This window comes from Auraticoccus cholistanensis, assembly GCF_009742705.1.
Taxonomy (GTDB): Bacteria; Actinomycetota; Actinomycetes; order Propionibacteriales; family Propionibacteriaceae; genus Auraticoccus; species Auraticoccus cholistanensis.
This window is the reverse complement of sequence record NZ_WPCU01000004.1, coordinates 379,024-401,672: the sequence shown is the minus strand read 5'-3', so window position 1 is coordinate 401,672 and position 22,649 is coordinate 379,024. Positions and strand designations below refer to the sequence as shown.

The window sequence follows — 22,649 nt, the reverse complement described above, 5'->3', positions numbered from 1 at the left end:
ACCGCCGCGTCGACCGCCGTTGGGGTGCCGGTCGGGGGCGGCCGGTGCTCGCGTCACCTGCGACCGCGAGCCTGGGGCACATGACCCACCCCACCTCCGCTCCCGCCGGCTCGGCCCTGCTGCGACGACGCTCCCTCCTCCAGCTCGCCGGCGCCGGCGGTCTCGCCGCCCTGGCCGGGGGCGGGCTGTGGCCGACCACCGCCGCCGCCGAGGGCGAGGCCGCGGGCCCGCTGCGCTTCGCGGTGGTGACCGACACCCACGCGGACGTGGACGTGCCCACCAACCTGGCCAACCTGCGGCGGGTGTTCACCGCCGTCGAGGCCGACGCCCCGGCCTTCGTGCTGAACTGCGGCGACATCACCGAGTACGGCGCCGTCGACGAGTACGCCGCGTACCGCGCCACCGTGCCGGACTCGCTGTGGCCGCTGCTCAAGCACGTCCCCGGCAACCACGAGTCCCGCTGGGACCCGACGGCGGGGCAGGCCTACCGGGCGGTCTTCGGCGACCCCACCTTCTCCTTCGACGCGGCCGGGCTCCACGTGGTGGGGCTGGACGCCACCCAGGTGCTGCAGGAGCCGGGGCTGTTCGGGCCCGAGCTGCTGGAGTGGCTGGTCGACGACCTGCGCACCGCCGGGCGGACGCCCAGCGTGCTGTTCCTGCACTACCCGCTGGGTGGGCGCAACGCCTACGTCAACGACACCGAGGCGCTGTGGAGCGCGATCGAGCCCTTCGACGTCCGGGGCGTCTTCGCCGGCCACATCCACCGCGAGGAGGTCAGCCGGATCAACGGGCTGACCCAGGTCACCGGGCTGCCGACCAAGGGCAATCCCTTCTACTACCGGGTGGAGCGGGTGGCCGGCGAGCGGGGCTCCGTGCTGGAGGTCACCCACGTCACCGTCCCGGCCGACCCGGCGGCACCGGTGCAGACCCGGCCCTTCACCACCATCCCGCTGGCCGCACCGCCGGCCGGCCTCGGCCCGCTGCAGCCGCGGGTGCGTTCCACCGGCGAGCGGTTCAGCCTCACCGTCCCGGCGCTGCGCGGGGTGGCCGAGGTGTCGGCCAAGGTCTACCCCCAGGGCGTGTTCGGGGGCACCGACAGCACCGTGCCCACCCCGCTGACCCGGCGTGGCCGCGGGATGTTCACCGGCGAGCTGGACGCCGCCGCGCTGCCCGCCGGGACCCACCGGGTGCAGGTGCGGGCCACCGCGGCCGACGGCCGCGGCTGGGAGGCCGTCGTCCCGGTCGAGCACGGGCGGCCGGGCGGCGCGCTGCCGGTCCGCTGGACGCACCGCGTCGGCGGCCGGGTGCAGGGCGCGCTGGCCGAGCACGAGGGTCTGGTGGTGGTGGCCAGCACCTCGGGCACGGTGCAGGCGCTGCGCCCCGACGGCCGGCGCCCGGGTCGGGTCTGGGAGCGCCGGCTCGGCCCGGTGCACCGGGGCCCGGCGTTCTCCGCCGACGCCGCGAGCGTCCTCGTGCCCGCCGCGGACTCCGCCCTGCACGCCCTGGACGCGGCCACCGGGGAGTCCCGCTGGCGGGCCGACCTCGGCGTGCCGGTGCTCTCGGCCCCGCTGGTCACCGCGGTGGACGGCGAGGAGACCGTGCTGGTCACCGCCGGGGACACCCTGTGGGCGCTCGACGCCGGCGGCCGCACCCGCTGGCGGGCCGAGGTGCCGGTGATGTCGGCCGGCCGGGTCGCCTGCGACGGCGAGCGGGTGGTGCTCGGGGCCGGCGACGGGCGGGCCTACGGCCTGGACGCCCGGACCGGGGAGCGGCTGTGGGGCTTCAGCACCAACACCCGCACCACCGCCTACAGCCGCCTCATCTACGGCCCCTGGGACGCCACCGTGGCGCTGCTGCCCGGCGGCGCCGCGCTGGTCGCGACGGTGTCCAACGCCCACGCCCTGGACCCGGCGACCGGCGCCCAGCGCTGGAGCCGGGCCGGCAGCTACGTCTACACCCCGGCGCTCACCGTGGCCGGGGAGCGGGTGCTGCTGGTGGACGAGCGCGGGGTGGCCGCGCTGGTCGACCCGGCCGACGGAGGCACCCTGTGGACGGTGCCCACCGCACCCCGCAGCCTGAACGCCGGTCCGGTGCTCTCCGACGACGCCGCCACGGCCTGGCTGGTGGGGACGGCGGGTCTGCTGGTGGAGATCGACCTGGCCGCCGGCGTCGTGCGTCGCCGCCGCCAGCTCTTCACCGCCAACACCTTCTCCACCCCGGTGCGGGTCGGCGAGCTGCTGCTGGTGGGCGACCAGGCCGGCGACCTGCACGCGGTCGACCTGTCCTGAGCCGACCGGTCCCGCGGCCCCGGCGGCGGGACGGGCGGCGTCCCGGGTGGCGTCGGGTCAGGCCGCGCAGCGCACCACGGGGTCGCTGGTGCGTCCCGACACGAGGGTCTGCACGCTGACGCAGGGGGTGACGCCCTCGGGCACCTGGGCGGCGAACCGTGGCGTCTCCACGGTGGTCGACTCCGCCGGACGCTCCTGGAAGGCCCACCGGTAGCGGACGCCCTCGCCCTCCACCGGCGTCCAGGCGCAGCCCAGCTCGTCGCCCTCGAGGCTGCACTCCACGTCGTCCGGCGCCACCGGGACGACCGGCGGCAGCACGTCGGTGGGTGCCGCCGCGGAGGCGCTCGGTCCCGCCCCGGGCTCGGGGTCCGGGCCGAACACCAGCACCCCCACCACCACGCCGACCACGGCGACGGCGGCCACCAGACCCAGCACCAGTCCGAGCGGGCTGCGCTGCGGCTCCTCCTCCGCCGGCGGCTGGGCCGTGCCGCCGGACCAGCCGGTGGCCGACGGCCGTCGTGAGGAGGGGTCCTCGTCGATGGTGATGACGCCCCGGACCCGGGTCTCCTCGGCCTCGTCGCCCACCGGCCCGCTCACCAGGCTGTCGCGGACGTCGATGGAGGTGGGCGGGAAGCCGAGCTGGCGCTCGATCCCCTGCAGCGCCTGAGCGAGCTCCAGCGCGCTGCGCGGACGGGCCTCGGCCCGCTTGTGCATGGCGCGGGCGAGCACCTGCTCCAGCTGCGGCGAGGAGTCCATCCGCCCGGTGGAGGGCACCGGCGCCCGCTCGATCCGGCCCACGACGGCGGCGGCGGAGTTGTCCCCCGGCACCTCGAAGGGCGAGCGGCCGGCCAGCAGGGCGTAGACGGTGGCGCCCAGGGCGTACACGTCGGTGCGCCGGTCGCTGCGGGGCTCGGAGTCGAACAGCTCGGGCGCGGCCCACAGCAGCGACAGCCCCGCCGCCTGCTCGGCGGAGGTCTCGATCTGGGCGGCGATGCCGAAGTCGGTGAGCGCGGGCCAGCCGTAGTCGGTGACGAGCACGTTCGCCGGCTTGATGTCGCGGTGCAGGATGCCGGCCTGGTGGGCGGTCTCGACCGCGCTGGCCAGCCGGACCCCGATCTGCAGGGCCTCGGCGACCGGGATCTGCTCGCGCCGGAAGCGGACCGCCAGGTTGGGCCGGGAGCAGTACTCCATCACCAGGTAGAGCCGCCCGTCCGGAGCCACCCCGGCCTGGTAGATGGTGACGATGCTCGGGTGGGCCGAGAGCTGGGCCATGGCGTTGGCCTCGGAGACGAAGCGGCGCCGGACGTCGTCGCTGACCACCCGGTCGACCAGCACCTTGACCGCCACCCGGCGGCGGGGCAGGTCCTGCTCGTAGAGGTACACGTCGGCGAAGCCGCCGGACCCGAGGTGCTGCAGCGGGCGGAACCCGGGGAGGTCGGGCGGTGGTGCGGGCGGGCGACGGCTCAAGGCAGTCGTTCGATCGCGATCGTCACGCCGTCACCCAGGTCGAGCACCCAGCCCGGCTCGACCGACACCGGCTCGCCGGGGGTGAGCCGCTCCCGCTCGGGGTCCTGCCCCGGGCGGATCAGCGTGGTGCCGTTGGTGGAGTGCAGGTCGGTGACCACCAGGTTCCACCCCTCCGGCGCCACCTGGACGTGGGTGCGGGAGATGTCGTGGCTGGGGCTGGGGACGGTGAGCAGCCGGGGCAGGTGCTCGCGGGCGACCCGGGTGGCGGCGGGCGAGCGTCCGATCAGCACGGTCCGGTCGACCTCCACCGGCGCGCCCGAGGACGGCCGGAGCTGGGCCAGCACCGGGCGCGGCACCAGCCGCGGGTTCTGGCTGTGAACCGTGCCCCCGCAGCGGCGGCACTGCTGGGCCTCCGGCGGGTTCGGGTGCTGCAGCGCGCACATGGCGGCGAGCACCAGCGCCTCACCCGGGGCGGCGCCCTGGGCCGGCGGCTTGTTCCGCCGTGCCAGACCGGTCTGGAAGATGGTGGCGCCGTCGTGGTCGGCGGCCGACTCGGGGGCGGTGGGTCCGGTGGCCGGCTGCGGCCGGGCGGCCTCGCCGAACTGGGGCACGCCGCGGATCAGCCCGCCCTCCTCCGGCCCGGCGGCCTCGCTGGGGGACGGCTGCCACTGGGGTGCCGGCGGTCCGCCCGCGGGGACGCCCGGACCCTGCGGCGCGCTGCCGGTGGGGCCGTCCGCCTGGCCGCGGAGCGGCTGCCCCGGGTCCGCCTGGCCGCGGAGCGGCTGACCCGGATCCGCCTGGCCGCGGAGCGGCTGATCGGGGTAGGCCTGGCCCGGGTAGGGCTGCCCCGGTGCGGCCGGGTAGCCGGGACCCGGGCCGTAGCCCGGAGGCGCTCCGGGCGGCGGCGCCATCGGCGGCGGGGCGACGGGGAAGCCGGGGCCGGGACCGCCCGGCACCGCCAGTCCGGGCCCTCCGGGGACGCCCGGGCCGCCGAGGACGCCGGGACCGCCCGGCCCGCCCGGCCGGGGGCCACCGGGACCCTGCGGAGCGCCCTGCGGACCGCCGGGGTACCCGCCACCACCCTGCGGGCCCTGCGGTGCCGGGCCCGGGGCGCCGGGACCCGAGCCGCCGGGCCGGTGCTGCTCCGGGCCGCCGGGGGCCGGCGGCCCGGGGCGGTACGAGCCCGTCGGGACGGGCTGGCCGGCTGCCGGCTGTCCCGCCGAGGGGTCGGTGCTGCGGGGGTCGGTGGTGCGGGGGTCGGCGCTGCGGGGATCGGCGCTGCGGGGGTCCCAGCTCCGCGGGTCGGTGCTGCGCGGGTCGCTGCTGCGGGGGCCGGAGGCAGCCGGGTCGGCGCCGGCGCGGGCGTTCCAGGCGCCGGTCATGGCCTCGGTGCGCGAGTCCAGGAGCTCCAGCTCCTCGTCGCCGCCGGCCGAGACCGGTGAGGCGGCCAGCGCCTGCGCCGTGTCCTCGGCGGTGCCGACCTGGTCCCTGGGGTCCCCGGGGGCCGCCGGGCTCTGGTCCGGAGCGGCGGTCGCGACAGACTGCTGCTGCCCGGGCGCGGCCGGCTCCGCCGCTGCCTGCTCCTGCCCCGGCTCGCCGGCCCGCACCTGCTCGGCGTCCTGCTCCTGCTCGCCGACCCGCTCCGGGCCGCCCGCCCGCGCCGGCTCACCTGCCGCGGGGGCGTCGCGGGGTGCGGGGGCCTCCTCGGGCGCGGGGGCCTCCTCCGGCGTGGGGGCCTCCTCGGGCGCGTCGGGAGCCGTCGCCGCGGCGGACTGCGCGGTCCCCTCCCCCTCGTGGGCGGTGTCCTGCCCGGACCCCTCTCCCGGCGGGCCCACCGGCACCGTGGCGGCCACCGGAGGAGCGGCCGCCGCGGCGGCCACCTGGTTGCCGGGCACCGCGGCGGCGGTGACCACGAACGTCTGCGGCGAGGAGACCGGTCGGGTGGCGTCCAGCACGACGGCGGAGGCCTGCACGGCCCCGACCACCAGCGGCAGCGCGAGCACCGCGTCCTGGTCCACCGGCTCGAGATCGACCCGGACCTGGCGGACGTCGCCGAGCCCCACCTCGCTCCAGGTCAGCACGCCGTCGCCGTCGGCGACCACGTCACCGGTGGCCAGGTCGACCACCCGCACCGCGCCGCGCACCAGCGAGCGCATGCCGGAGCCGTCGAAGAAGAAGACGCCGAGGTGGGGCACCTGGTCGATCCGGAACCGGACCAGCCGCTCGGCCAGGTCGCTGATGTCGGCGGCGGCGACGACGTCGTCCCACAGCGCGTTGAGCAGGGTGGCGTGCTGGGGTCGCGCCGGCGGCATCACCACCAGGGCGGTGGGCCCGGCGAGCACGACCCAGCGTCCCGGGGTGTAGGTGGCCCGCCACTGGCCGATCTGCGTGCTGCTCATGGGTGCCTGCTCACCTTCGTCGCTCGAGGTCCCGGACCGTCGTGGCGATCCTCGACCCGTTGGGTCAGAACATCAACCACGACGACGCTGACATCATCACGGGCGCCGCACCGCAGGGCGACCTCGACCAGCTCGGCGGCGACCTCCTCCGCGGGACGCCGGGCCCGGGCCACCAGGCCCACCTCCACCTCGCCGCCGTCGCGGAGGAGGCCGTCGCTGCACACGACCAGGCGCTCCCCCAGCACCATGGGCAGCAGCCAGAAGTCGGCCTCGAACTCCCGCTGCCGCATCCCCACCGCCCGGGTCAGCACCGTCCGGTCGGGGTGCACCATGGCCTCGAGCCGGCTGAGCCGGCCGGCGTCCACCAGCTCCTGGGCGTGGGTGTGGTCCACGCTGACCTGCTGCAGGCGCCGGGTCTCCACGCCGGTGACGCGGTACACGCGGGAGTCGCCGACGTTGAAGATCATCCAGTACGGCTGGCCCTCCAGCTCGAGCCCGACCGCGCCGGCGGCGGTGCTGGCCGCCACCCGTCCCAGCCGGTCCTGCAGGTCGAGGACGCGGTCGTGGGCCGCCCGCAGCGCGAGCACCACCCGGTCCGGGTCGAGCCCGGGGTCGGCGGCCAGCCGGGTCAGCTCGGCGGCCACCACGGCGCTGGCCCGTGCGCCGGCACCGTCGTCGCCCATGCCGTCGGCGACCGCGAAGACCGGGGACGCCGCGACGGTCACGTCCTCGTTGCCCGGGGCCGCGCGGCCGCGCGCCGTCGCGGCCCCCGCCTCCAGACTGAACACGGCGGCGAGCCTAGGACACCGGCGGTGCACCCACCGGGCCGGAGCCGCGCTGCGGGTGGCTCAGCTCCGCCCGGCGGGAGCCGCCGCGTCCTCACGCCCGACGCGGGCCGGGCGGCGGGACCAGAAGCTGGCCAGCAGCGACCCCGAGACGTTGTGCCACACCGAGAACAGCGCACCCGGCAGCGCGGACTCGGGCGTGAAGTGGGTGCGGGCCAGCCCCGCCGCCAGGCCGGAGTTCTGCATCCCGACCTCGATGCTGACCGCCCGGCGGGTGGCCTCGTCCATGCCCACCAGCCGGGCGGCGAGGTAACCCAGCCCGAGCCCGCAGACGTTGTGCAGCACGACCACCAGGGCGACGAGCAGCCCGGTGCTGAGGATGGCGCCCGCGCTGCCGGCGACCACGGCCAGCACGACGAGGGTGATGCCCACCACCGACACCAGCGGCATCCAGGGCAGCAGCCGCTCGACCAGCCCGGGCGCGAAGCGGCGCAGCAGCAGCCCCACCACGATCGGGGCGATCACGATCTGCACGATGGAGACGAACAGCCCCGTCGCGTCCACCGGCAGGTAGCTGCCGGCCAGCAGCAGCACCAGCAGCGGGGTGAGCACCGGGGCCAGCAGGGTGGAGACGGTGGTCATGGCCACCGACAGCGCGGTGTCGCCCTTGGCCAGGTAGACCATCACGTTGGAGGCCGTCCCGCCCGGCGCGGAGCCGACCAGCACGACCCCGACGAGCAGGGCGGGCGGCAGCTGGAGCAGCAGGGCCAGGGCGAGGCCGAGCGAGGGCATGATCACGTACTGGGCCACCACGCCGATCACCAGCGCCCACGGCCGGCGGACCACCACGGTGAAGTCGGTGCCCCGCAGGGTCATCCCCATGCCGAGCATGATCAGCGCCAGCAGGTAGTTGACGGCGGGCCCGAGCGTCCGGAACGGCGCGGGGACCATCACCGCGATCGCCCCGGCGACGAGCACCACCACCGGGAACCAGGTCCCCGCCACCGTGCTGATCCGTGCCGCCGTGCTGCTCTGGGCCATGTCCGTCCTCCGCCTCGCGAGCGCGGCCCAGTGCCGCGACGCCTCCGGCACGCTACCGGTTTTGAGACAGCCGCCCAGCATGTGGGACGACGTCCCCGCCCGCGGTCCGGCTCGTGTGCCCCACAATGCCTGCATGAGCTCCCCCGCCGACCCGGCCCTCGACCCGGTCGCCCGGCTGGTCCTCGACGAGGCCGTCGCCGTGGCCGGCGACCTGGCGGGGCGTGAGGTGCTGGTGGTGGACGACGTGGCGCTGGCGGCGGCGGCGCGCGACGCCGGCGGGCGGGTGCGTGCCTGGCTGGACGACCGCCGCGACGCGGACGCGGCGGAGGCCGCCGGCGTGGTCCTGGCCGACCCCTGGGCCGAGGACCCCCTGCCGGTCGAGCTGGTGCTGGGCCGGCTGCCGACGGCGCTGTCGGCGCTCGACGACCTGGCCGAGCGGGTCGCCGCCCGCGCACCCGCGCAGGTGCGGGTGGTGCTGGGCGGGCGGGTCAAGCACATGACCCGCAGCCAGAACGACGTGCTGGCCCGGCACTTCGGCGAGGTGTCGGCCAGCCTGGGCCGGCAGAAGTCCCGGGTGCTGCACGCCGCCGGGCCGCGTCCGGGTGAGCGCCGCTGGCCGCGGACCTCGGTGCTGGACGAGCCCGCCCTCGGCCAGCCGCTGACCCTCCTCGGCCGCGGCGCGGTCTTCGCCGAGGGACGCCTCGACGCCGGCACCCGGCTGCTGCTGCAGGCCCTCTCCCCCGCCCTCGACCGGGGCCCCCGGGAGGCAGACGCCCTCGACCTGGGCAGCGGGTCGGGGGTGCTGGCCACCTGGCTGGCTCGCCGGGGGCTGGCGACGCGGGCGGTCGACGTCAGCGCCGCCGCGGTCGAGTCGACCCGGCTCACCGCAGGGGCCGCGGACGTCGAGGTGGACGCCGCCTGGTCCGAGGGGCTGGCCGAGGTCGCCCCGGCGAGCGTGGACCTGCTCGTCAGCAACCCGCCGTTCCACCGCGGCGCGGCCAAGGACTCCACCCCGACCCTGCAGATGATCGACGACGCCGCCCGGGTGCTGCGGCCCGGCGGGGAGCTGTGGCTGGTGTGGAACGCGCACCTGCCCTACCTGCCGCGGCTGCGGCGGGCGGTCGGGCGGACCGAGGTCGTCCGCCGCGACCCCCACTACCTCGTCACCCGCAGCGTCCGCTGACCGGCGGGCGTCCCTCAGGCCGCCGGCCGCTCGCCCCGCTCCAGGGCCAGCAGCAGCTGCTTGACCGCCGGACCGCCGCGGTAGCCGCCCGTCGTCCCGTCGCCGCGGACGACCCGGTGGCAGGGCACCACGATCGGCAGCGGGTTCGTCGCGCAGGCGCTGCCCACGGCGCGGACCGCACCGGGGTTCTCCGCCGCCACCGCCACCTCGCGGTAGGTCGCCGTGCTGCCGTAGGGGATCCGCGGCAGCTGCTGCTGCACCCGGCGCCGGAACGGCGTGGACAGCCGCTGGTCCAGCGGCAGGTCGAAGACGCGACGGCGTCCGGCGAAGTACTCCTCCAGCTCGCCCACCACCGGGTCCAGCCGCCGCGACGCCCGCAGCAGCCGCGGGCTCACCCGGCGGGCGAGGTCGGCCAGCACCGCGTCGGGGTCCTCGTTGGCGAAGGCCACCCGCAGCAGCCCGCGGTCGGTGGCGGCCAGCAGCAGCCGTCCCACCGGGGACTCGACGGTCCGCCAGGCCACCTCCAGCAGGCCCTCGGCCTCGGCCCGCTCGGCCAGCCTCCGGCCCAGCCGCTCCAGGTCCTCCTCCGGGCCGGCGAACCGGTCCAGCAGCTCACGCTCCTCGCTCATGCCCTGCTCCTCCCTGCTCGTGCCATCGCCCGCCGCAGCGCCGCGATGCCGTCGGCGGACGCGCGTCGCGCCGCCTCGGGGGTGCCGCCGACCAGGGCCGCCACCTCAGCGTGCGGCAGGCCGGCCAGGTGGTGGTAGGCCACGCACCGGCGCTGCTTGTCCGGCAGCGAGCGCAGCGCCGACCACAGCTCCTCGTCGGGCAGCTCCGGCTCCCCGTCCCCCCGGGCCCCGTCCCCGCGCTCCCGCTCCGGCGGCTCGGCCACCGGCACCGCCCGCCGGCCCCGGGCCCGCACCGCGTCGATCGCCCGCCGGTGCGCGATCGTCACCAGCCAGGCGCGCACGTCGGCCGCCGGGTCCAGCTCGGGCCAGGCCCGCAGCGCCGAGACGAAGGTCTCCGACCAGGCGTCCTCGGCGTCGGCGCCGGGACCCAGCACGGCACGGCACACCCGCAGCACGACGGCGCCGTGGTCGCGCACGGCCACCTCGAACGGCTGGTCCATCCCCCTCCTCCCCTCCTCCGGCAGACGTCCGGGCGGGCCCGGGTGTGAGGTCGCGCCCGTCCTCCGCCTGCGATGGTGCCCCAGCGGCGGCCCGGGTGCCCCCCACTAGGGTGATGGCGGCACCGGCTCCGGCACGTCCGCGGGCGGGGTGGCGCACCACCGACACGCGGAGGACACGTTGCTGGACCGAGCTCCTCGATCTCTGGACACCGAGGTCACCGACGCCTTCACCGAGACCGCCGAGCACTACGACGCGCTGGTGGCGCTCAACCCCGGCTACCACGAGCACCTGCGCTCCTCGGCGCGGGCGCTGCTCGACGAGCTCGCCGGCGAGGAGGGTCCGCTGCGGCTGCTGGACCTGGGCTGCGGCTCCGGGGCCTCCACCGACGCCCTGGTCACCGCGGTGCACGAGCACGGCCGCGGCGACGAGTGCCAGGTCGAGGGCGTCGACGCCAGCGAGGGGATGCTGGCGCAGGCCCGGGCGAAGAGCTGGCCGGGCTGGGTCCGGTTCCGCTCCGGGCGCGCGGAGCAGCTCGGCGCCGACGGCGGCGGCTGGGACGGCGTGCTGGCCGCCTACCTGGTGCGCAACGTCCCCGCCCGCGACGAGCTGGTCGCCGACCTCTACCGGGCGCTGCGGCCGGGCGGTGTGCTGGTGCTGCACGAGTACGCGGTGCGCGGCGACCGGCGGGCCACCGCGGTGTGGACGCTGGTCTGCTGGCTCGTGGTCATCCCGCTGGCCGCGGTGGTGACCCGCCGCAGCGGGCTGCACCGCTACCTGTGGCGCAGCGTGCTGGACTTCGACTCCGTGGACGAGCTGCAGCAGCGGCTGCACCGCGCCGGCTTCATCCAGGTCCGGCGCCGCACCTTCGGCAACTGGCAGCGCGACATCCTGCACACGGTCGTCGCCGTGAAGCCACGCCCGTGAGCTCCCGGCGCTGGCGCCCGGGCCGGGACCGGCGCGCGGTCCGCCACCCGGCCGAGCCGCCCCGCACCGGCGCCGACCCGCACCGGCCCCGGCACGCGGTGGTCGCCGGCGGCGGCATCGCCGGACTGACCGCGGCCACCGTGCTCGCCGAGCAGGGGGTGCGGGTCACGCTGGTCGAGCCGGAGGCCACGCTGGGAGGCCGGGTGCGCTCCTGGCCCGTCGGCGACGGCCGCACCATGAGCCGCGGCTTCCACGCCTTCTTCCGCCAGTACTACACGCTGCGCGCGCTGCTGCGCCGCACCGACCCCACCCTGTCCCGGCTGACCCCGGTGCCGGACTACCCGCTGCAGCTGGCCGGCGGCCACCGCGACTCCTTCGCACGCGTCCCGCGCACGCCGCCGCTGGGGATGATGGCCTTCGTCGCCCGCAGCCCCTCCTTCACCGCCCGTGACCTGGCCCGGGTGGACGTCCGCCGCGCGCTGGCGCTGCTGCGGGTGGACTTCCCCGCCACCTTCGCCGAGCTCGACGGCACCAGCGCCTCGCAGGTGCTGGACCGGCTCCGCTTCCCCGCCCGCGCCCGGCACCTGGCCCTGGAGGTCTTCGCCCGCAGCTTCTTCGCCCACCCCGACGACTTCTCCGGCGGCGAGCTGGTGGCCATGTTCCACAGCTACTTCCTCGGCTCCGGCGAGGGGCTGCTCTTCGACGTCCCCGACGGCGACTACGACCGGGTGCTGTGGGCGCCGCTGGGCCGCTACCTGTCCGGCCTGGGGGTGGACCTGCGCACGCGAGCCCGGGTGGAGGCGCTGGCCGAGGACGGCGAGGGGCTGCGGGTCGCGGTGTCCGGCGAGGAGCTGGCCGCCGACGCGGTGGTGCTGGCCACCGACCAGCGGCCGCTGCAGCAGCTGGTGGCGGCCACCCCCTGGCTGGGGGACGAGCCGTGGCGGGCCCGGATCGCGGAGCGGCGCAACGCCCCGCCGTTCGCGGTGTGGCGGATGTGGCTGGACCGGCCGTGCCGACCCGGTTCGCCGCCGTTCCTGGGGACGTCCGGCTTCGGCGGCCTGGACAACGTCACCCTGGTGCACACCTTCGAGGCCGAGGCCCGCGACTGGGCCCGGGCGACCGGCGGGTCGGTGGTGGAGCTGCACGCCTACGCGGTCGGCGCGCGGGGGGCGTCCCCCGACGAGGCGACGCTGCGCCGGGAGCTGCGGGCCGCGCTCAGCAGCCTGCACCCCGAGCTGGACGGCGCCGCCGTGCTGGCCGAGGAGCTGCTGCTGCGCGACGACTGCCCGCTGGTCGACACCTCGCCCTGGCACCGGCGGCCCGAGGTGGCCACCCCCGACCCGCGGGTGGTGCTGGCCGGCGACGGAATCCGCTGCGACCTGCCCGTGGCGCTGATGGAGCGGGCCGCCGTCACGGGGGTGCAGGCGGCGAACACGCTGCTGTCCGGCTGGGGCCGGACCGGGGAGGACATCTGGTCGGTGCCCACCCGCGGGCTGCTGGCCTGACCCCTGGACCATCCGCGCCGGCGGGTCTAGCGTCAGGAGGACCCCACCAGGAGGACGCCATGTCTGATCACCGCGACCGTTCCTGCTCCTCGACCCGGATCTGGTCCGGCCTGCTGGCCCTGGGCCTGGCCGCCGGGCTGCTCACCGCGGCACCCGCGGCGGAGGCCAGGCCGCGGGCACCCGAGAAGGTCCCGGTGGCCGAGGGCTACGGCGGCGCGGTGGCCACCGTCGACCCCGACGCCACCGCCGCCGGGATCGAGATGCTGCGCCGCGGCGGCAACGCGGTCGACGCGGCGGTGGCGGCCGCGGCCACCCTGGGCGTCACCGAGCCGTACTCGGCCGGGATCGGCGGCGGCGGCTTCTTCGTCTTCCACGACGGCCGCACCGGCGAGGTGCACACCCTGGACGGCCGCGAGACCGCCCCGGCGGCGATGCAGGCCGACTCCTTCACCGAGGACGGCGCCCCGATCCCCTTCGCCGAGGCCGTCACCAGCGGGCTGTCGGTGGGCGTGCCCGGCACCCCGGCGACCTGGGAGACCGCGCTCGAGCGCTGGGGGACGGTGTCGATGAACCGGGCGCTGTCGCGCGCCACCACCGTCGCCCGCCGCGGCTTCGTGGTGGACGAGACCTTCCGCCAGCAGACCGCGGACAACGCGGAGCGGTTCGCGGACTTCCCGGCCACCGCCGAGCTGTTCCTGCCCGACGGCGAGCTGCCCGAGGTGGGCACCCGGCTGCGCAACCCCGACCTCGCCGACACCTACCGGCTGATGGCCCGCGAGGGCGCGGACGCCATCACCACCGGCGAGGTGGCCGAGGACGTGGTGGCCACCGTGCAGGACCCGCCGCTGGCCGAGGACTCCGACCGGGTGGCCCGTCCCGGGCTGATGACCCTGCAGGACCTGGCCGGCTACGAGGTGGTCGACCGCGAGCCGACCGTGGTGGGCTACCGCGGGCTCGAGGTGTACGGCATGGCCCCGCCCTCCAGCGGCGGCACCACCGTGGGCCAGGCGCTCAACATGCTGGAGCAGGTCGAGCTGGGCGAGCTGGACGAGACCCAGGTGCTGCACCGCTACCTGGAGGCCAGCGGCATCGCCTTCGCCGACCGCAACCGCTGGGTCGGCGACCCGGAGGCGGTCGACGTCCCGGTCGAGGAGCTGCTCTCGGACGAGTTCGCCGCCGAGCGGGCCTGCCTGATCTCGCCGGACTCGACGCTGCCGCGCCCGATCGCGCCGGGCAGCCCGGACGGCGACTACGCCGACGCGTGCCCGGAGCCGGGCGAGGCCCTCGGCCCGGCCGGGCCGGAGGGGCCGTCGACCACGCACCTGACCACCGCCGACCGGTGGGGCAACGTCGTCTCCTACACGCTGACCATCGAGCAGACCGGCGGCAGCGGGATCGTGGTGCCCGGGCGCGGCTTCCTGCTGAACAACGAGCTCACCGACTTCAGCTTCACCGACACCCAGGGCGGCGACGACCCGAACCTCCCCGGCCCCGGGAAGCGGCCGCGGAGCTCGATGTCGCCGACCATCGTGCTGCGCGACGGCGAGCCCTGGCTGGCCCTCGGCTCCCCCGGCGGGGCGACCATCATCACCACCGTGCTGCAGACCCTGGTGAACCGGGTCGACCTGGGCATGAGCCTGCCGGAGGCCGTGGCGGCCCCGCGCGCCAGCGAGCGCAACGGCACCAGCACCCAGGCCGAGCCCGGGTTCGAGACCGCGGAGCTGGTGGCGCTGGGGCACGCGTTCAGCGCCACCCCCGAGATCGGTGCCGCCACCGGCGTGGAGCTGCTCCCCGACGGCCGCCTGCAGGCCGTCGCCGAACCCGAGCGCCGCGGCGGCGGCAGCGCCATGGTGGTCGACCCCGCCGAACCGGAGCGCCGCCGCTGACCCCGCCTCGCACCTCCCCTCCCCCCGCCCACCCCGCACCCTGACCGCGTGTATGTCGTTCCGGTCTCGCTCGGTGTGTCGCGGCGTGTCGGGGTGTGCGGGCGTCACCGCGTACACGTCCTCAGGGTGAGCCGCCCGCACCGGTGATCGCGACCGGCCCCCGGCGGCTACCCGTCCGCGAGCGGGTGCCCGGCCGGCAACCCTGGGAACGTGTACGCCGTCGGGCCCGGACACCGCGACACGCCGCGACACACCGGCCGAGACCGGAACGACATACAGCCGTCCAGGGTGCGGGCGGGGAGGGTGTGCAGCTGGGCGGGCAGGGCGGGGCGGGGTCAGCGGAACTCGCCGCGCCGGCGGACCTCGTAGCGGCGCTCGGCGTAGACGAGGTCGTCGACCCAGAGCCGGGAGGCGGTGCGGCGCATGGCGGGCCGCACCAGGGCCTGCAGCCGGCGGGCCACGGCGAACCCGGGACGCCCGGAGTGGGCCACCGTCGCCTCGGTGACCATGGTGCGGGGGCGCCCGTGCTCGTCCGGACCCAGCGGGGTGGCGTGGGTCTCCACCACCGAGCCGGTGCCCTCGCCGTCGACGATGGTCATCACGATGGTGCGTCGGTCCGGCGTGGTGAAGGTCGCCCGCACCGGGACGCCCCAGGTCCGGCTCAGCCGGAAGGTGACGTCCACGACGAGCCGGTCGTCGGAGCTGGCGCCCTCGTCGACCTCCAGGTGGCTGAACGCGTACGGGTGGAACCAGCTGCCGTGCCAGGGGTCCAGCCGGTTGGCGATCACGTCCCGCGGCTCGCACACCCCGGCCAGCGCCACCACGGCGCTGATCGAGCGCTCCAGCGGCGGGCGCGGGGTGATCATCGGACGCTCGGTGGGGGTCTCGCCCGGCACCGGGCGCCGCACCCACAGCAGCACGCCGTCGTCGTAGGCGGGGAAGGTGCGCCACCGGCCCCAGCCCTCACGGCCCAGCGCCAGCCCGTGCCAGCGGCAGTAGACCTCCCCCTGCATCACCTCGCAGCCGGTGAGCAGCGCACCCAGGTGCGGGCACGACCCCGGCCCGGCCAGCAGCGACCCGTCGACGTCGCGCCACAGCGTGATCTCCACCCCGTCGACCACCCGCACGACCGAGCGCTCGGTGCCGACGTCGGTGCTGGCGCCGACCACGAACCAGCCGCCGGCGTCGGCGGCCATGGCCAGCCGCAGCGCCGCGCGGATGCGGCTGGGCCGGGCGTCCCGCCACGAGGGCAGCAGCCGCTCGCGGTCCTCGACCGGCCGCAGCGCGATCGGGATCCGGGCCCGCACCTCGTCCAGCAGCCCCAGCCGGCCGCCACCGGCCGTCGGGTCGTCCACACCCTCGGCGCTCACGCCGCCACCTCCGTCCTCGGCACCCGTCGCGGGTTGACCACGGTCGCCGCCGCCACCCAGGCCTTCTCCGGCCGCGGCACCCGGACCCGGGCGGAGAACACGTCGTAGTCGCACCTCTCGATGCGGTCCAGGATCCGCGAGTACAGCACCCGGGCCGTGGCCACGCAGCGCGCCGACGCCGGCGGCAGCATCGCGATCCCCGGGTCGGCGCGGGCGTACAGCTCCCGGTTGCGCTCGATCTCGAACGCCAGCAGCGCCCGCCACTGCGGGGTCACCCGCCGCAGCCACGGGTCGGCGTCGAAACGGCGCAGGTCGGCCTGCGGCACGTACACCCGGCCGCGGTCCAGGTCCTCCCCTACGTCGCGCAGGAAGTTGGTCAGCTGGAAGGCGAACCCCAGCGAGCGCGCCGGCTCACGCGCCTCGGGCCGCAGCGGGCGGAGCACCGGGAGCATCATCTCCCCGATCACCGCCGCCGACCCCTCCATGTAGCCCACCAGGTCGTCGAAGGTCTCGTAGCGGGTGGTGGTCAGGTCCATCGCCATCGCACCGAAGAAGCGGTCGAAGCACTCCCGCTCGATGCCGCTGGCCCGCACCGTGTCGGCGATGGCCGCCATCACCGGGTCCTCGACCAGCCCGCCGCGACGGGCCACCTCCACCGCGGCGGTGAAGCGGTCCGCGAAGGCGTGCAGCGCCTGCCCGGTGCCCGCGGCGTGGGCGCCGGTGGTCGCCTGCGGGGCGTCGACGATGTCGTCGGCCAGCCGGCACAGCGCGTACACGGCGTGCACCTGGCGCCGCTGCGCCCGCGGCAGCAGCATCGCCCCCCACCAGTAGGTGGTGCCGTACTCGCGGGTCAGCCGGGCGCAGCGCCGGTAGCCCTCGGCCAGCCGCTGGGCGCGGTCGGTAGTGGCCGCTGCGCCGCTCACGGGCGCCCCAGCCAGGCGTCGACCCGCTCGGCGGCCAGCTTGCCGCTGACCAGCACCATCGGCACCCCCACCCCGGGCACCGTGCCCGAGCCGGCGAAGAACACCCCGGGACGGCGGGGCTCCACGTTGCCGGGACGGAACGGCCCCGTCTGGGCGAAGGTGTGGGCCAGCGCGAACGGCGTGCCGTGCTCCATCCCCAGCCGCTGCCAGGTCAGCGGGGTGAACAGCTCCTCGGTGACGACGTCGGTGGGGTAGCCCTCACGATCGAGGAAGGCCAGCAGCCGCTCCCGCATCCGAGGCGTCTCCACCGTCCAGTCCACCGGGCCGGTGAGGTTCGGCACCGGCTCCAGCACGTACAGCGTCGAGCAGCCCTCCGGCGCCAGCGAGGGGTCGCTCGCCGAGGGCACGGTGACCAGCCGCGACGGGTCGGGCATCAGCTCGCGCCGGCGGATCAGCGCCTCGAACGCCTCGTCCCACTGCTGCCCGAAGTGGATGTTGTGGTGGGCGCGGTCGGCGGGCAGCCCGCCGCGGACGCCGAGGTGCCAGACCACCGCCGACGGGGAGTAGCTGCCGCGGCGGACGGCCAGCGGCGGGGTGAGCTCGGGGAAGAAGGTGCGGTAGGCGGCCGGCAGGTCGGGGGTGAGCACCACCGCGTCGGCCCGCAGCACCTCCCCGTCCGCCAGCCGGACGCCGGCGACCTCGCCGCCGGAGCCGAGCACCGCCTCGACGTCGACCCCGTAGCGGAAGGTCACCCCGGCCCGCTCGGCCGCCGTGGCCAGCGCGGTCGGCACCGCGTGCATCCCGCCCTCGGGTGCGTAGACGCCGGCGATGGAGTCCATGTAGGTGATCACCGCGTACAGCGCCAGCGCGGTCTCCGGCGGCAGCCCCGCGTACATGGCCTGGAAGCTGAACAGCCGGCGCAGCCGGTCGTCGTCGAAGAACCGGCGCACCGCCGGGCCGAGCCGGCCGAAGCCGCCCAGCCCCAGCAGCCGCGCGGCGGGCCCCGGACGGGTCAGCAGGTCCAGCGGGGAGTCGAAGTTGCGGTCGATGAAGTTGTCCATCTCGACCTCGTAGAGGGCGCCCAGCCAGGCCACGAAGTCGTCGAAGCCCTCGGCGTCGTCCGGCCCGCTGACCGCGGCGATCTCGGCCCTCATGTCCTCCGGGGTGGCCCGGACCCGGATCCGGGAGCCGTCGGCGTACTGGGCCTGGTAGGCGGGGTCGAGCCGCTCGAGGGTGATCACCTCCGGCAGCCGGGAGCCGGCCGCCGCCACGGTGTCGGCGAGCAGCCCCGGCATGGTCATCACCGTCGGACCGGTGTCGAAGGCGAACCCGTCGCGCTCGATCCGCCCGCCGCGACCGCCGGGGATCGGCTCCCGCTCCACCACGGTGACCCGGTGCCCGGCGCCGGCCAGCCGGCAGGCGGTGGCCAGCCCGGCCAGCCCCGCCCCCACCACCACGACCGGTGCCGCCACCCTCAGGCCTCCCGCCACGCCATCGCGCGGGCCATGGCCAGCAGCCCCTCGGCGGCCTCCGCACGGACCGGTGCCTGCTGCAGCGCCCGCTCGGCGGCCCGCACCTCCACGTCGATCATGTCCTCCACCTCGTCGCGCACACCGGCCTCGACCATCGCCGCCAGCACGTCGGGCACCTGCCCGGGGTGCAGCGGGGTGACCGCGCGGCCGTCCACCAGGGGGCGCCAGCGTCCGGGCAGCCGCTCGGCGGCGAGCGCGAGCAGCACCGTGGGCTTCCCGGCGAGCAGGTCGTCGCCCACCGGCTTGCCGGTGCGCTCCGGGTCGCCCCACAGCCCGAGGACGTCGTCGCGCAGCGCGAAGGCGGCGCCGGCGTGGTGGCCGTACTCCTCCAGCGCCTGCTGCAGCCCGGGCGCGGCGGCACCGACCTGGGCGCCCAGCTGCAGCGGCCGCTGCACGGTGTAGGCACCGGACTTCGCCCGGGCCACCGAGAGCGCGTGGTCGAGGTCGCGGCGTCCGGACGCCGCACCGGTCAGGTCGAGCCGCTGGCCCTGCACCAGCTCCACCACCATCGTGCGGTAGGTGTCGCGCAGCGGGGCGTCGAGGCCGGCCACCAGGTGGTCGGCCTCGGCGTGCGCCAGGTCGCCGACCAGCACGGCGATGCTCTCCCCGAACCGCTCGGCGTCGCCGTGGCCGCCGGCCCGCCGGTGCAGCGCCGCCACCCCGACGTGGGTGGTGGGCTGACCGCGGCGCGACAGCGACTGGTCCATCACGTCGTCGTGGACGAGGGCGAAGACGTGCAGCAGCTCCAGGGCCGCGGCGACCCGCACCATGGTCTCGCGCTGGGCCTGCTCGCGGTCGGGGTCGACGCCGGTGGTGGCCGCCCAGCCCCAGTGCACCATCGCCGGGCGGATCCGCTTCCCGCCCGAGCGCACCATCCGGGCCAGCAGCAGCGGCAGGTCGTCGGCGTCGATCACCCCGGGCCGGACCCCGCGGGCCAGCCGCCGCCAGGTCTGCTCCACGTCGGCCAGCACCGACTCCAGGTGCCGGTCCAGGGCCGCCCGGGTGGTCTCCCAGTCCGGGCAGGCCGAGCGCCCCGTCGCCTCCGCCGCCACCGTGTCAGCCACCGGCACCTCCCGCCGCAGGCGCTGCCGGCCCGGGAGCGGGCGGCCGCCCGGGTCCGAAGCCCGCCGCCGTCAGCTCGGGCACGGCCTTGGCCGCCCAGGGGCTGAACGCGGCCGGCACCGCGGTGATGGCCCGGACGAGGTCGGCCCAGTCGACCCACGTCCACTCGGCCACCTCGTCGGGGTCGGCCAGCACCTCGCCGTCCACCCGGGCCACGAAGACCGGGCACAGCTCGTTCTCGACCATGCCCGAGGCGTCCACGGCCCGGTAGCGGAAGCGGGGCAGCAGGCACTCCAGGGCGGTGACCCCCACCCCGAGCTCCTCGCGGACCCGACGGACCACGGCCACCTCCAGCGGCTCGTCCGGACGCGGGTGCCCGCAGCAGGAGTTCGTCCACACCCCCGGCCAGGTCCGCTTGGTCAGCGCCCGGCGGGTGAGCAGCACCCGGTCCCGGTCGTCCAGCAGGTGCAGCGAGAAGGCCAGGTGCAGCGGTGTGTCGGAGTCGTGCACCGTGGCCCGCGGCGCCTGCCCGATGGCGTGCCCCTCGGGGTCGACCAGCACCACCGCATCCGTCATGCCGACTCCTCCTGCGCCTCGACCGGCGAGCACGTCCCGTCACCCTACTTGCCGGAACCGGCCCTGGCAGGAGGCCCTGCGGAGTCCCGACTTCGGTTCCCAGACGTCGTCGGGTCTCGCCGAGACCCGTCGCTGGGGCCATACTGGGGCGGTGCCCACCGCCGCCACGCCCGCGCCGAGACGCTGGCCGGCTGCGCTCTTCGTGCTGGTGGGCGCGGTCCACCTGGTGGCGCTGCTGCTGGGCTGGCCGACCAGCACCTACACCCAGTGGCTGCTCGTGCCCCCGCTGATCGCCCACCTCCTGCTGCGGTGCCGGACGGTCCGCAGCCCCCTCGTGCGGTGGGGGGTGGTGGCCCTGCTGCTGTCCTGGCTGGGCGACTCCGTGCCCACGCTGCTGCCGCCACCGGCGCGGCTGCCCACGAACATGGTCTTCTTCGGCCTCGCCCACGCCAGCTGGATCATGGCCTTCCTGCCGTGCTGGCGCCGCAGCATCGTGGGCACCCGCCCCCAGCTGCTGGTGCCCTACGCCATCGGCGTCGTCGGGCTGATCGGGCTGTGCCTGCCGGGGTCGGGGTCGCTGTGGCCCGCGGTCGTCGCCTACGGGCTGCTGCTGGTCACCATGCCGGTGCTGGCCACCGGGGTGGACGTGCTGACCAGCTGGGGAGGCATCGCCTTCGTGCTGTGCGCCGGGCTGCTGGGCTGGCGGGCGTTCCGCCCCGGCTTCGACCTGCCGGCCGTGGACGCGGTGATCATGGCCGCCTACCTGTGCGCCCAGGCGCTGCTGGTGGCGGGGACCCTGCGGGCGCAGTGGCGCCGGGGTCCGGGACCGGCCCTCGGCCAGGCGCCCGTGGGCCTCACCGGGCGGCCCTCGTCGGCCTGAGGCGCTCGCCGCCGAGGGTGCCCTGAGCCCCGCGCGGGACGCCGGGAGGGCCGTCGCACGAGGTGACCGGCAGGCGTCCTGGGGTTGAACGGCAGTCGTCCACCCGAAGTACGCGAAAGTCCTGCGGGAGGCCCCCGGGCCCCGTTAAGGTGTGACGTGCGCCTGTCGGGGGACGGCGCACCCCCTCCGGGGGGACTGATTCGGGGGAATCAACGCATGCCACTGATGGACTCTGCCGTGCCTGCGCACGCCTCGTCGGTGCTGTTCCGCGAGAGCGACAGCGCCGGCACGAAGGCGCAGCTGCGCTGGGACGTGCGTGACCGGCTGGCCGGTCCGAGCGGTCCTGAACGGCGGGGCGACTGGGCCGGCCGCTACACCGCGCTGCTGGTGGCGGCCGACGCGGCCTGCGGAGCGCTGGCCTGGGCGCTCGCCCTGGTGGTGACCGACGTGCTGCTCGGCGCCAGCAGCGCCCCGCTGTGGTCGGCTCTGGTCGCGATGCCCGTCTGGGTGCTGATGATCGCCCTCTGCCGCGGCTACGAGCGCTCCAAGGTGGGCGTGGGCAGCGACGAGATGCGCGCCGCGCTGCGGGCCAGCGCCCACGGCATCGTGCTCGCCGCCCTGCTCGCGACGGTCACGCAGGACACCCTGCTGCTGGCCACCAGCGTGCTGGCGGCCGTCATCGCCCCGGTCGGCGGGCTGCTGACCCGCGTCGGGCTTCGGCGGTGGCTGCACCACCGGCAGCGCCACGGCGTGGACCTGCGCGACACCGTGGTCGTCGGGTCCATGCCGCAGGTGCAGGAGCTGGCCGAGCAGGTGGCGGCCGAGCCCAACGCCGGGATGCGCGTGGTCGGGGTGTGCGTGCCCGAGCAGGACGTGGCGCGGGCCCGCGCCGCCGGTCTGGTGGTCCTGGGCCGCAGCGACGACGTCCGCAGCGCCGTGCAGCGCCACGGCGCGGCCGTGGTGGCGGTGACGGCGGGTCAGCCCCAGCACTACCTGCGCGAGCTGGCCTGGTCGCTGGAGGGGCTGGACAGCCAGCTGCTGGTGCACCCCGGTCTGGTCGAGGTGGCCGGGCCGCGGCTGCACATCCGTCCGTTCATCGGACTGCCGCTGCTGGCCGTCGAGCAGCCGCACTTCTCGGGCTGGCGCATCCCGGCCAAGCGCGCGACCGACCTGGTGCTCAGCTCGCTGGGTCTGCTGCTCGCCGGGCCGTTGATGCTCGTGCTGGCTGCGGCCATCCGCCTCTCCGACGGCGGGCCGGCGATCTTCAGGCAGACCCGGGTCGGGCGCAACGGGCAGACCTTCACCATGTACAAGTTCCGCTCCATGCACGTCGACGCCGAGGCCCGGCTGGCCGACCTGCTGGCGCAGAACGAGGGCGCCGGACCGTTGTTCAAGATGGTCGACGACCCGCGGATCACCCGCGTCGGCAAGCTGCTGCGACGCACCTCGCTCGACGAGCTGCCGCAGCTGTTCAACATCCTCAACGGGACGATGTCGGTGGTCGGGCCGCGCCCGCCGCTGCCCAGCGAGGTGCGGGAGTACCAGCGCCCGGTGAGGCGCCGGCTGCTGGTGACCCCCGGCCTGACGGGGCTGTGGCAGGTCAGCGGGCGCAGCGCGCTGAGCTGGGACGAGTCGGTCCGGCTCGACCTGCGCTACGTCGAGAACTGGACGCTGGCCCTCGACCTGCTGATCATCTGG

At 76.5% G+C, this 22,649-nt stretch carries 18 protein-coding genes; 7 read left to right on the top strand and 11 right to left on the bottom strand.

What is annotated here, in order from left to right; genetic code table 11:
- The first annotated feature begins 80 nt into the window (after nt 1-80).
- A complete protein-coding gene (locus GC722_RS04330) occupies nt 81-2,288 on the top strand; it encodes an outer membrane protein assembly factor BamB family protein (protein WP_156608248.1) in 2,208 nt (735 codons plus the stop codon).
- 57 nt (nt 2,289-2,345) lie between these two features.
- On the opposite strand, the gene GC722_RS04325 is transcribed toward GC722_RS04330, so the two are convergent.
- The 4 genes from GC722_RS04325 to GC722_RS04310 are packed head-to-tail and all read right to left on the bottom strand — an operon-like array spanning nt 2,346 to nt 7,980.
- Nucleotides 2,346-3,755 (bottom strand): serine/threonine-protein kinase, encoded by a 1,410-nt coding sequence (locus GC722_RS04325; protein WP_156608246.1) that lies wholly within the window; start codon nt 3,753-3,755, stop codon nt 2,346-2,348.
- Nucleotides 3,752-6,154: an FHA domain-containing protein gene (locus tag GC722_RS04320; RefSeq protein WP_156608244.1), complete on the bottom strand. Its 2,403-nt coding sequence runs from the start codon at nt 6,152-6,154 to the stop codon at nt 3,752-3,754. The genes GC722_RS04325 and GC722_RS04320 overlap by 4 nt, the downstream gene beginning before the upstream one ends.
- Nucleotides 6,151-6,942, bottom strand: a complete 792-nt coding sequence (locus tag GC722_RS04315) for a PP2C family protein-serine/threonine phosphatase (protein WP_156608242.1) — start codon at nt 6,940-6,942, stop codon at nt 6,151-6,153. Before GC722_RS04315 ends, GC722_RS04320 begins: the two co-directional genes overlap by 4 nt.
- Nucleotides 6,943-7,002: 60 nt before the next feature.
- Nucleotides 7,003-7,980 (bottom strand): bile acid:sodium symporter family protein, encoded by a 978-nt coding sequence (locus GC722_RS04310; protein WP_156608240.1) that lies wholly within the window; start codon nt 7,978-7,980, stop codon nt 7,003-7,005.
- A gap of 133 nt (nt 7,981-8,113) precedes the next feature.
- On the opposite strand from GC722_RS04310, the gene GC722_RS04305 reads away from it, so the two are divergent.
- On the top strand, nt 8,114-9,163 hold the full coding sequence (locus GC722_RS04305) for a class I SAM-dependent methyltransferase (RefSeq protein WP_156608238.1): 1,050 nt from the start codon (nt 8,114-8,116) through the stop codon (nt 9,161-9,163).
- Nucleotides 9,164-9,177: 14 nt separating this feature from the next.
- Here the strand turns inward: GC722_RS04305 and GC722_RS04300 are convergent, their stop codons facing one another.
- Together GC722_RS04300 and GC722_RS04295 are read right to left on the bottom strand one after the other, a co-directional pair.
- Nucleotides 9,178-9,792 (bottom strand): methylated-DNA--[protein]-cysteine S-methyltransferase, encoded by a 615-nt coding sequence (locus GC722_RS04300; protein ID WP_156608236.1) that lies wholly within the window; start codon nt 9,790-9,792, stop codon nt 9,178-9,180.
- Nucleotides 9,789-10,292 carry an RNA polymerase sigma factor gene (locus GC722_RS04295; RefSeq protein WP_156608234.1) on the bottom strand — a complete coding sequence of 168 codons (504 nt, stop codon included), beginning with the start codon at nt 10,290-10,292 and terminating at the stop codon, nt 9,789-9,791. Before GC722_RS04295 ends, GC722_RS04300 begins: the two co-directional genes overlap by 4 nt.
- Before the next feature lie 178 nt (nt 10,293-10,470).
- Between GC722_RS04295 and GC722_RS04290 the strand changes: the two genes are divergently transcribed.
- The 3 genes from GC722_RS04290 to ggt are packed head-to-tail and all read left to right on the top strand — an operon-like array spanning nt 10,471 to nt 14,608.
- Nucleotides 10,471-11,217: a class I SAM-dependent methyltransferase gene (locus GC722_RS04290; RefSeq protein ID WP_197429773.1), complete on the top strand. Its 747-nt coding sequence runs from the start codon at nt 10,471-10,473 to the stop codon at nt 11,215-11,217.
- Nucleotides 11,214-12,722, top strand: a complete 1,509-nt coding sequence (locus GC722_RS04285) for an FAD-dependent oxidoreductase (RefSeq protein WP_331714372.1) — start codon at nt 11,214-11,216, stop codon at nt 12,720-12,722. The genes GC722_RS04290 and GC722_RS04285 overlap by 4 nt, the downstream gene beginning before the upstream one ends.
- Before the next feature lie 59 nt (nt 12,723-12,781).
- Complete coding sequence (ggt, locus tag GC722_RS04280; RefSeq protein ID WP_156608232.1) at nt 12,782-14,608, top strand: gamma-glutamyltransferase; 1,827 nt, start codon at nt 12,782-12,784, stop codon at nt 14,606-14,608.
- Nucleotides 14,609-14,943: 335 nt separating this feature from the next.
- Here the strand turns inward: ggt and GC722_RS04275 are convergent, their stop codons facing one another.
- Genes GC722_RS04275 through idi form a run of 5 tightly spaced genes read right to left on the bottom strand, consistent with a single transcriptional unit; the run spans nt 14,944 to nt 20,071 of the window.
- Nucleotides 14,944-15,978 carry a DUF5914 domain-containing protein gene (locus GC722_RS04275; protein ID WP_197429772.1) on the bottom strand — a complete coding sequence of 345 codons (1,035 nt, stop codon included), beginning with the start codon at nt 15,976-15,978 and terminating at the stop codon, nt 14,944-14,946.
- Entirely contained in the window at nt 15,975-16,901 is a 927-nt protein-coding gene (locus GC722_RS04270; protein ID WP_331714371.1) for a phytoene/squalene synthase family protein, read from the bottom strand. The genes GC722_RS04275 and GC722_RS04270 overlap by 4 nt, the downstream gene beginning before the upstream one ends.
- Nucleotides 16,898-18,373 carry a phytoene desaturase family protein gene (locus tag GC722_RS04265; RefSeq protein WP_331714370.1) on the bottom strand — a complete coding sequence of 492 codons (1,476 nt, stop codon included), beginning with the start codon at nt 18,371-18,373 and terminating at the stop codon, nt 16,898-16,900. The genes GC722_RS04270 and GC722_RS04265 overlap by 4 nt, the downstream gene beginning before the upstream one ends.
- 2 nt (nt 18,374-18,375) lie before the next feature.
- Nucleotides 18,376-19,497 carry a polyprenyl synthetase family protein gene (locus GC722_RS04260; protein ID WP_156608230.1) on the bottom strand — a complete coding sequence of 374 codons (1,122 nt, stop codon included), beginning with the start codon at nt 19,495-19,497 and terminating at the stop codon, nt 18,376-18,378.
- Nucleotides 19,490-20,071: an isopentenyl-diphosphate Delta-isomerase gene (idi, locus tag GC722_RS04255; RefSeq protein ID WP_156608228.1), complete on the bottom strand. Its 582-nt coding sequence runs from the start codon at nt 20,069-20,071 to the stop codon at nt 19,490-19,492. The genes GC722_RS04260 and idi overlap by 8 nt, the downstream gene beginning before the upstream one ends.
- Nucleotides 20,072-20,222: 151 nt before the next feature.
- Between idi and GC722_RS04250 the strand changes: the two genes are divergently transcribed.
- The gene (locus tag GC722_RS04250) at nt 20,223-20,951 is read left to right on the top strand and encodes a lysoplasmalogenase family protein (protein WP_197429771.1); all 729 of its coding nucleotides are present in this window, start codon (nt 20,223-20,225) and stop codon (nt 20,949-20,951) included.
- 237 nt (nt 20,952-21,188) lie between these two features.
- Nucleotides 21,189-22,649: sugar transferase (locus GC722_RS04245; RefSeq protein WP_197429770.1), on the top strand; the 1,461-nt coding region annotated here is incomplete at its 3' end.

Coding starts and splice junctions, on each gene's coding strand:
- GC722_RS04330 (WP_156608248.1), top strand. CDS start 81: ATGACCCACCCCACCTCCGCTCCCGCCGGCTCGGCCCTGCTGCGACGA.
- idi (WP_156608228.1), bottom strand. CDS start 20,071: ATGACGGATGCGGTGGTGCTGGTCGACCCCGAGGGGCACGCCATCGGG.
- GC722_RS04305 (WP_156608238.1), top strand. CDS start 8,114: ATGAGCTCCCCCGCCGACCCGGCCCTCGACCCGGTCGCCCGGCTGGTC.
- ggt (WP_156608232.1), top strand. CDS start 12,782: ATGTCTGATCACCGCGACCGTTCCTGCTCCTCGACCCGGATCTGGTCC.
- GC722_RS04320 (WP_156608244.1), bottom strand. CDS start 6,154: ATGAGCAGCACGCAGATCGGCCAGTGGCGGGCCACCTACACCCCGGGA.
- GC722_RS04300 (WP_156608236.1), bottom strand. CDS start 9,792: ATGAGCGAGGAGCGTGAGCTGCTGGACCGGTTCGCCGGCCCGGAGGAG.
- GC722_RS04310 (WP_156608240.1), bottom strand. CDS start 7,980: ATGGCCCAGAGCAGCACGGCGGCACGGATCAGCACGGTGGCGGGGACC.
- GC722_RS04295 (WP_156608234.1), bottom strand. CDS start 10,292: ATGGACCAGCCGTTCGAGGTGGCCGTGCGCGACCACGGCGCCGTCGTG.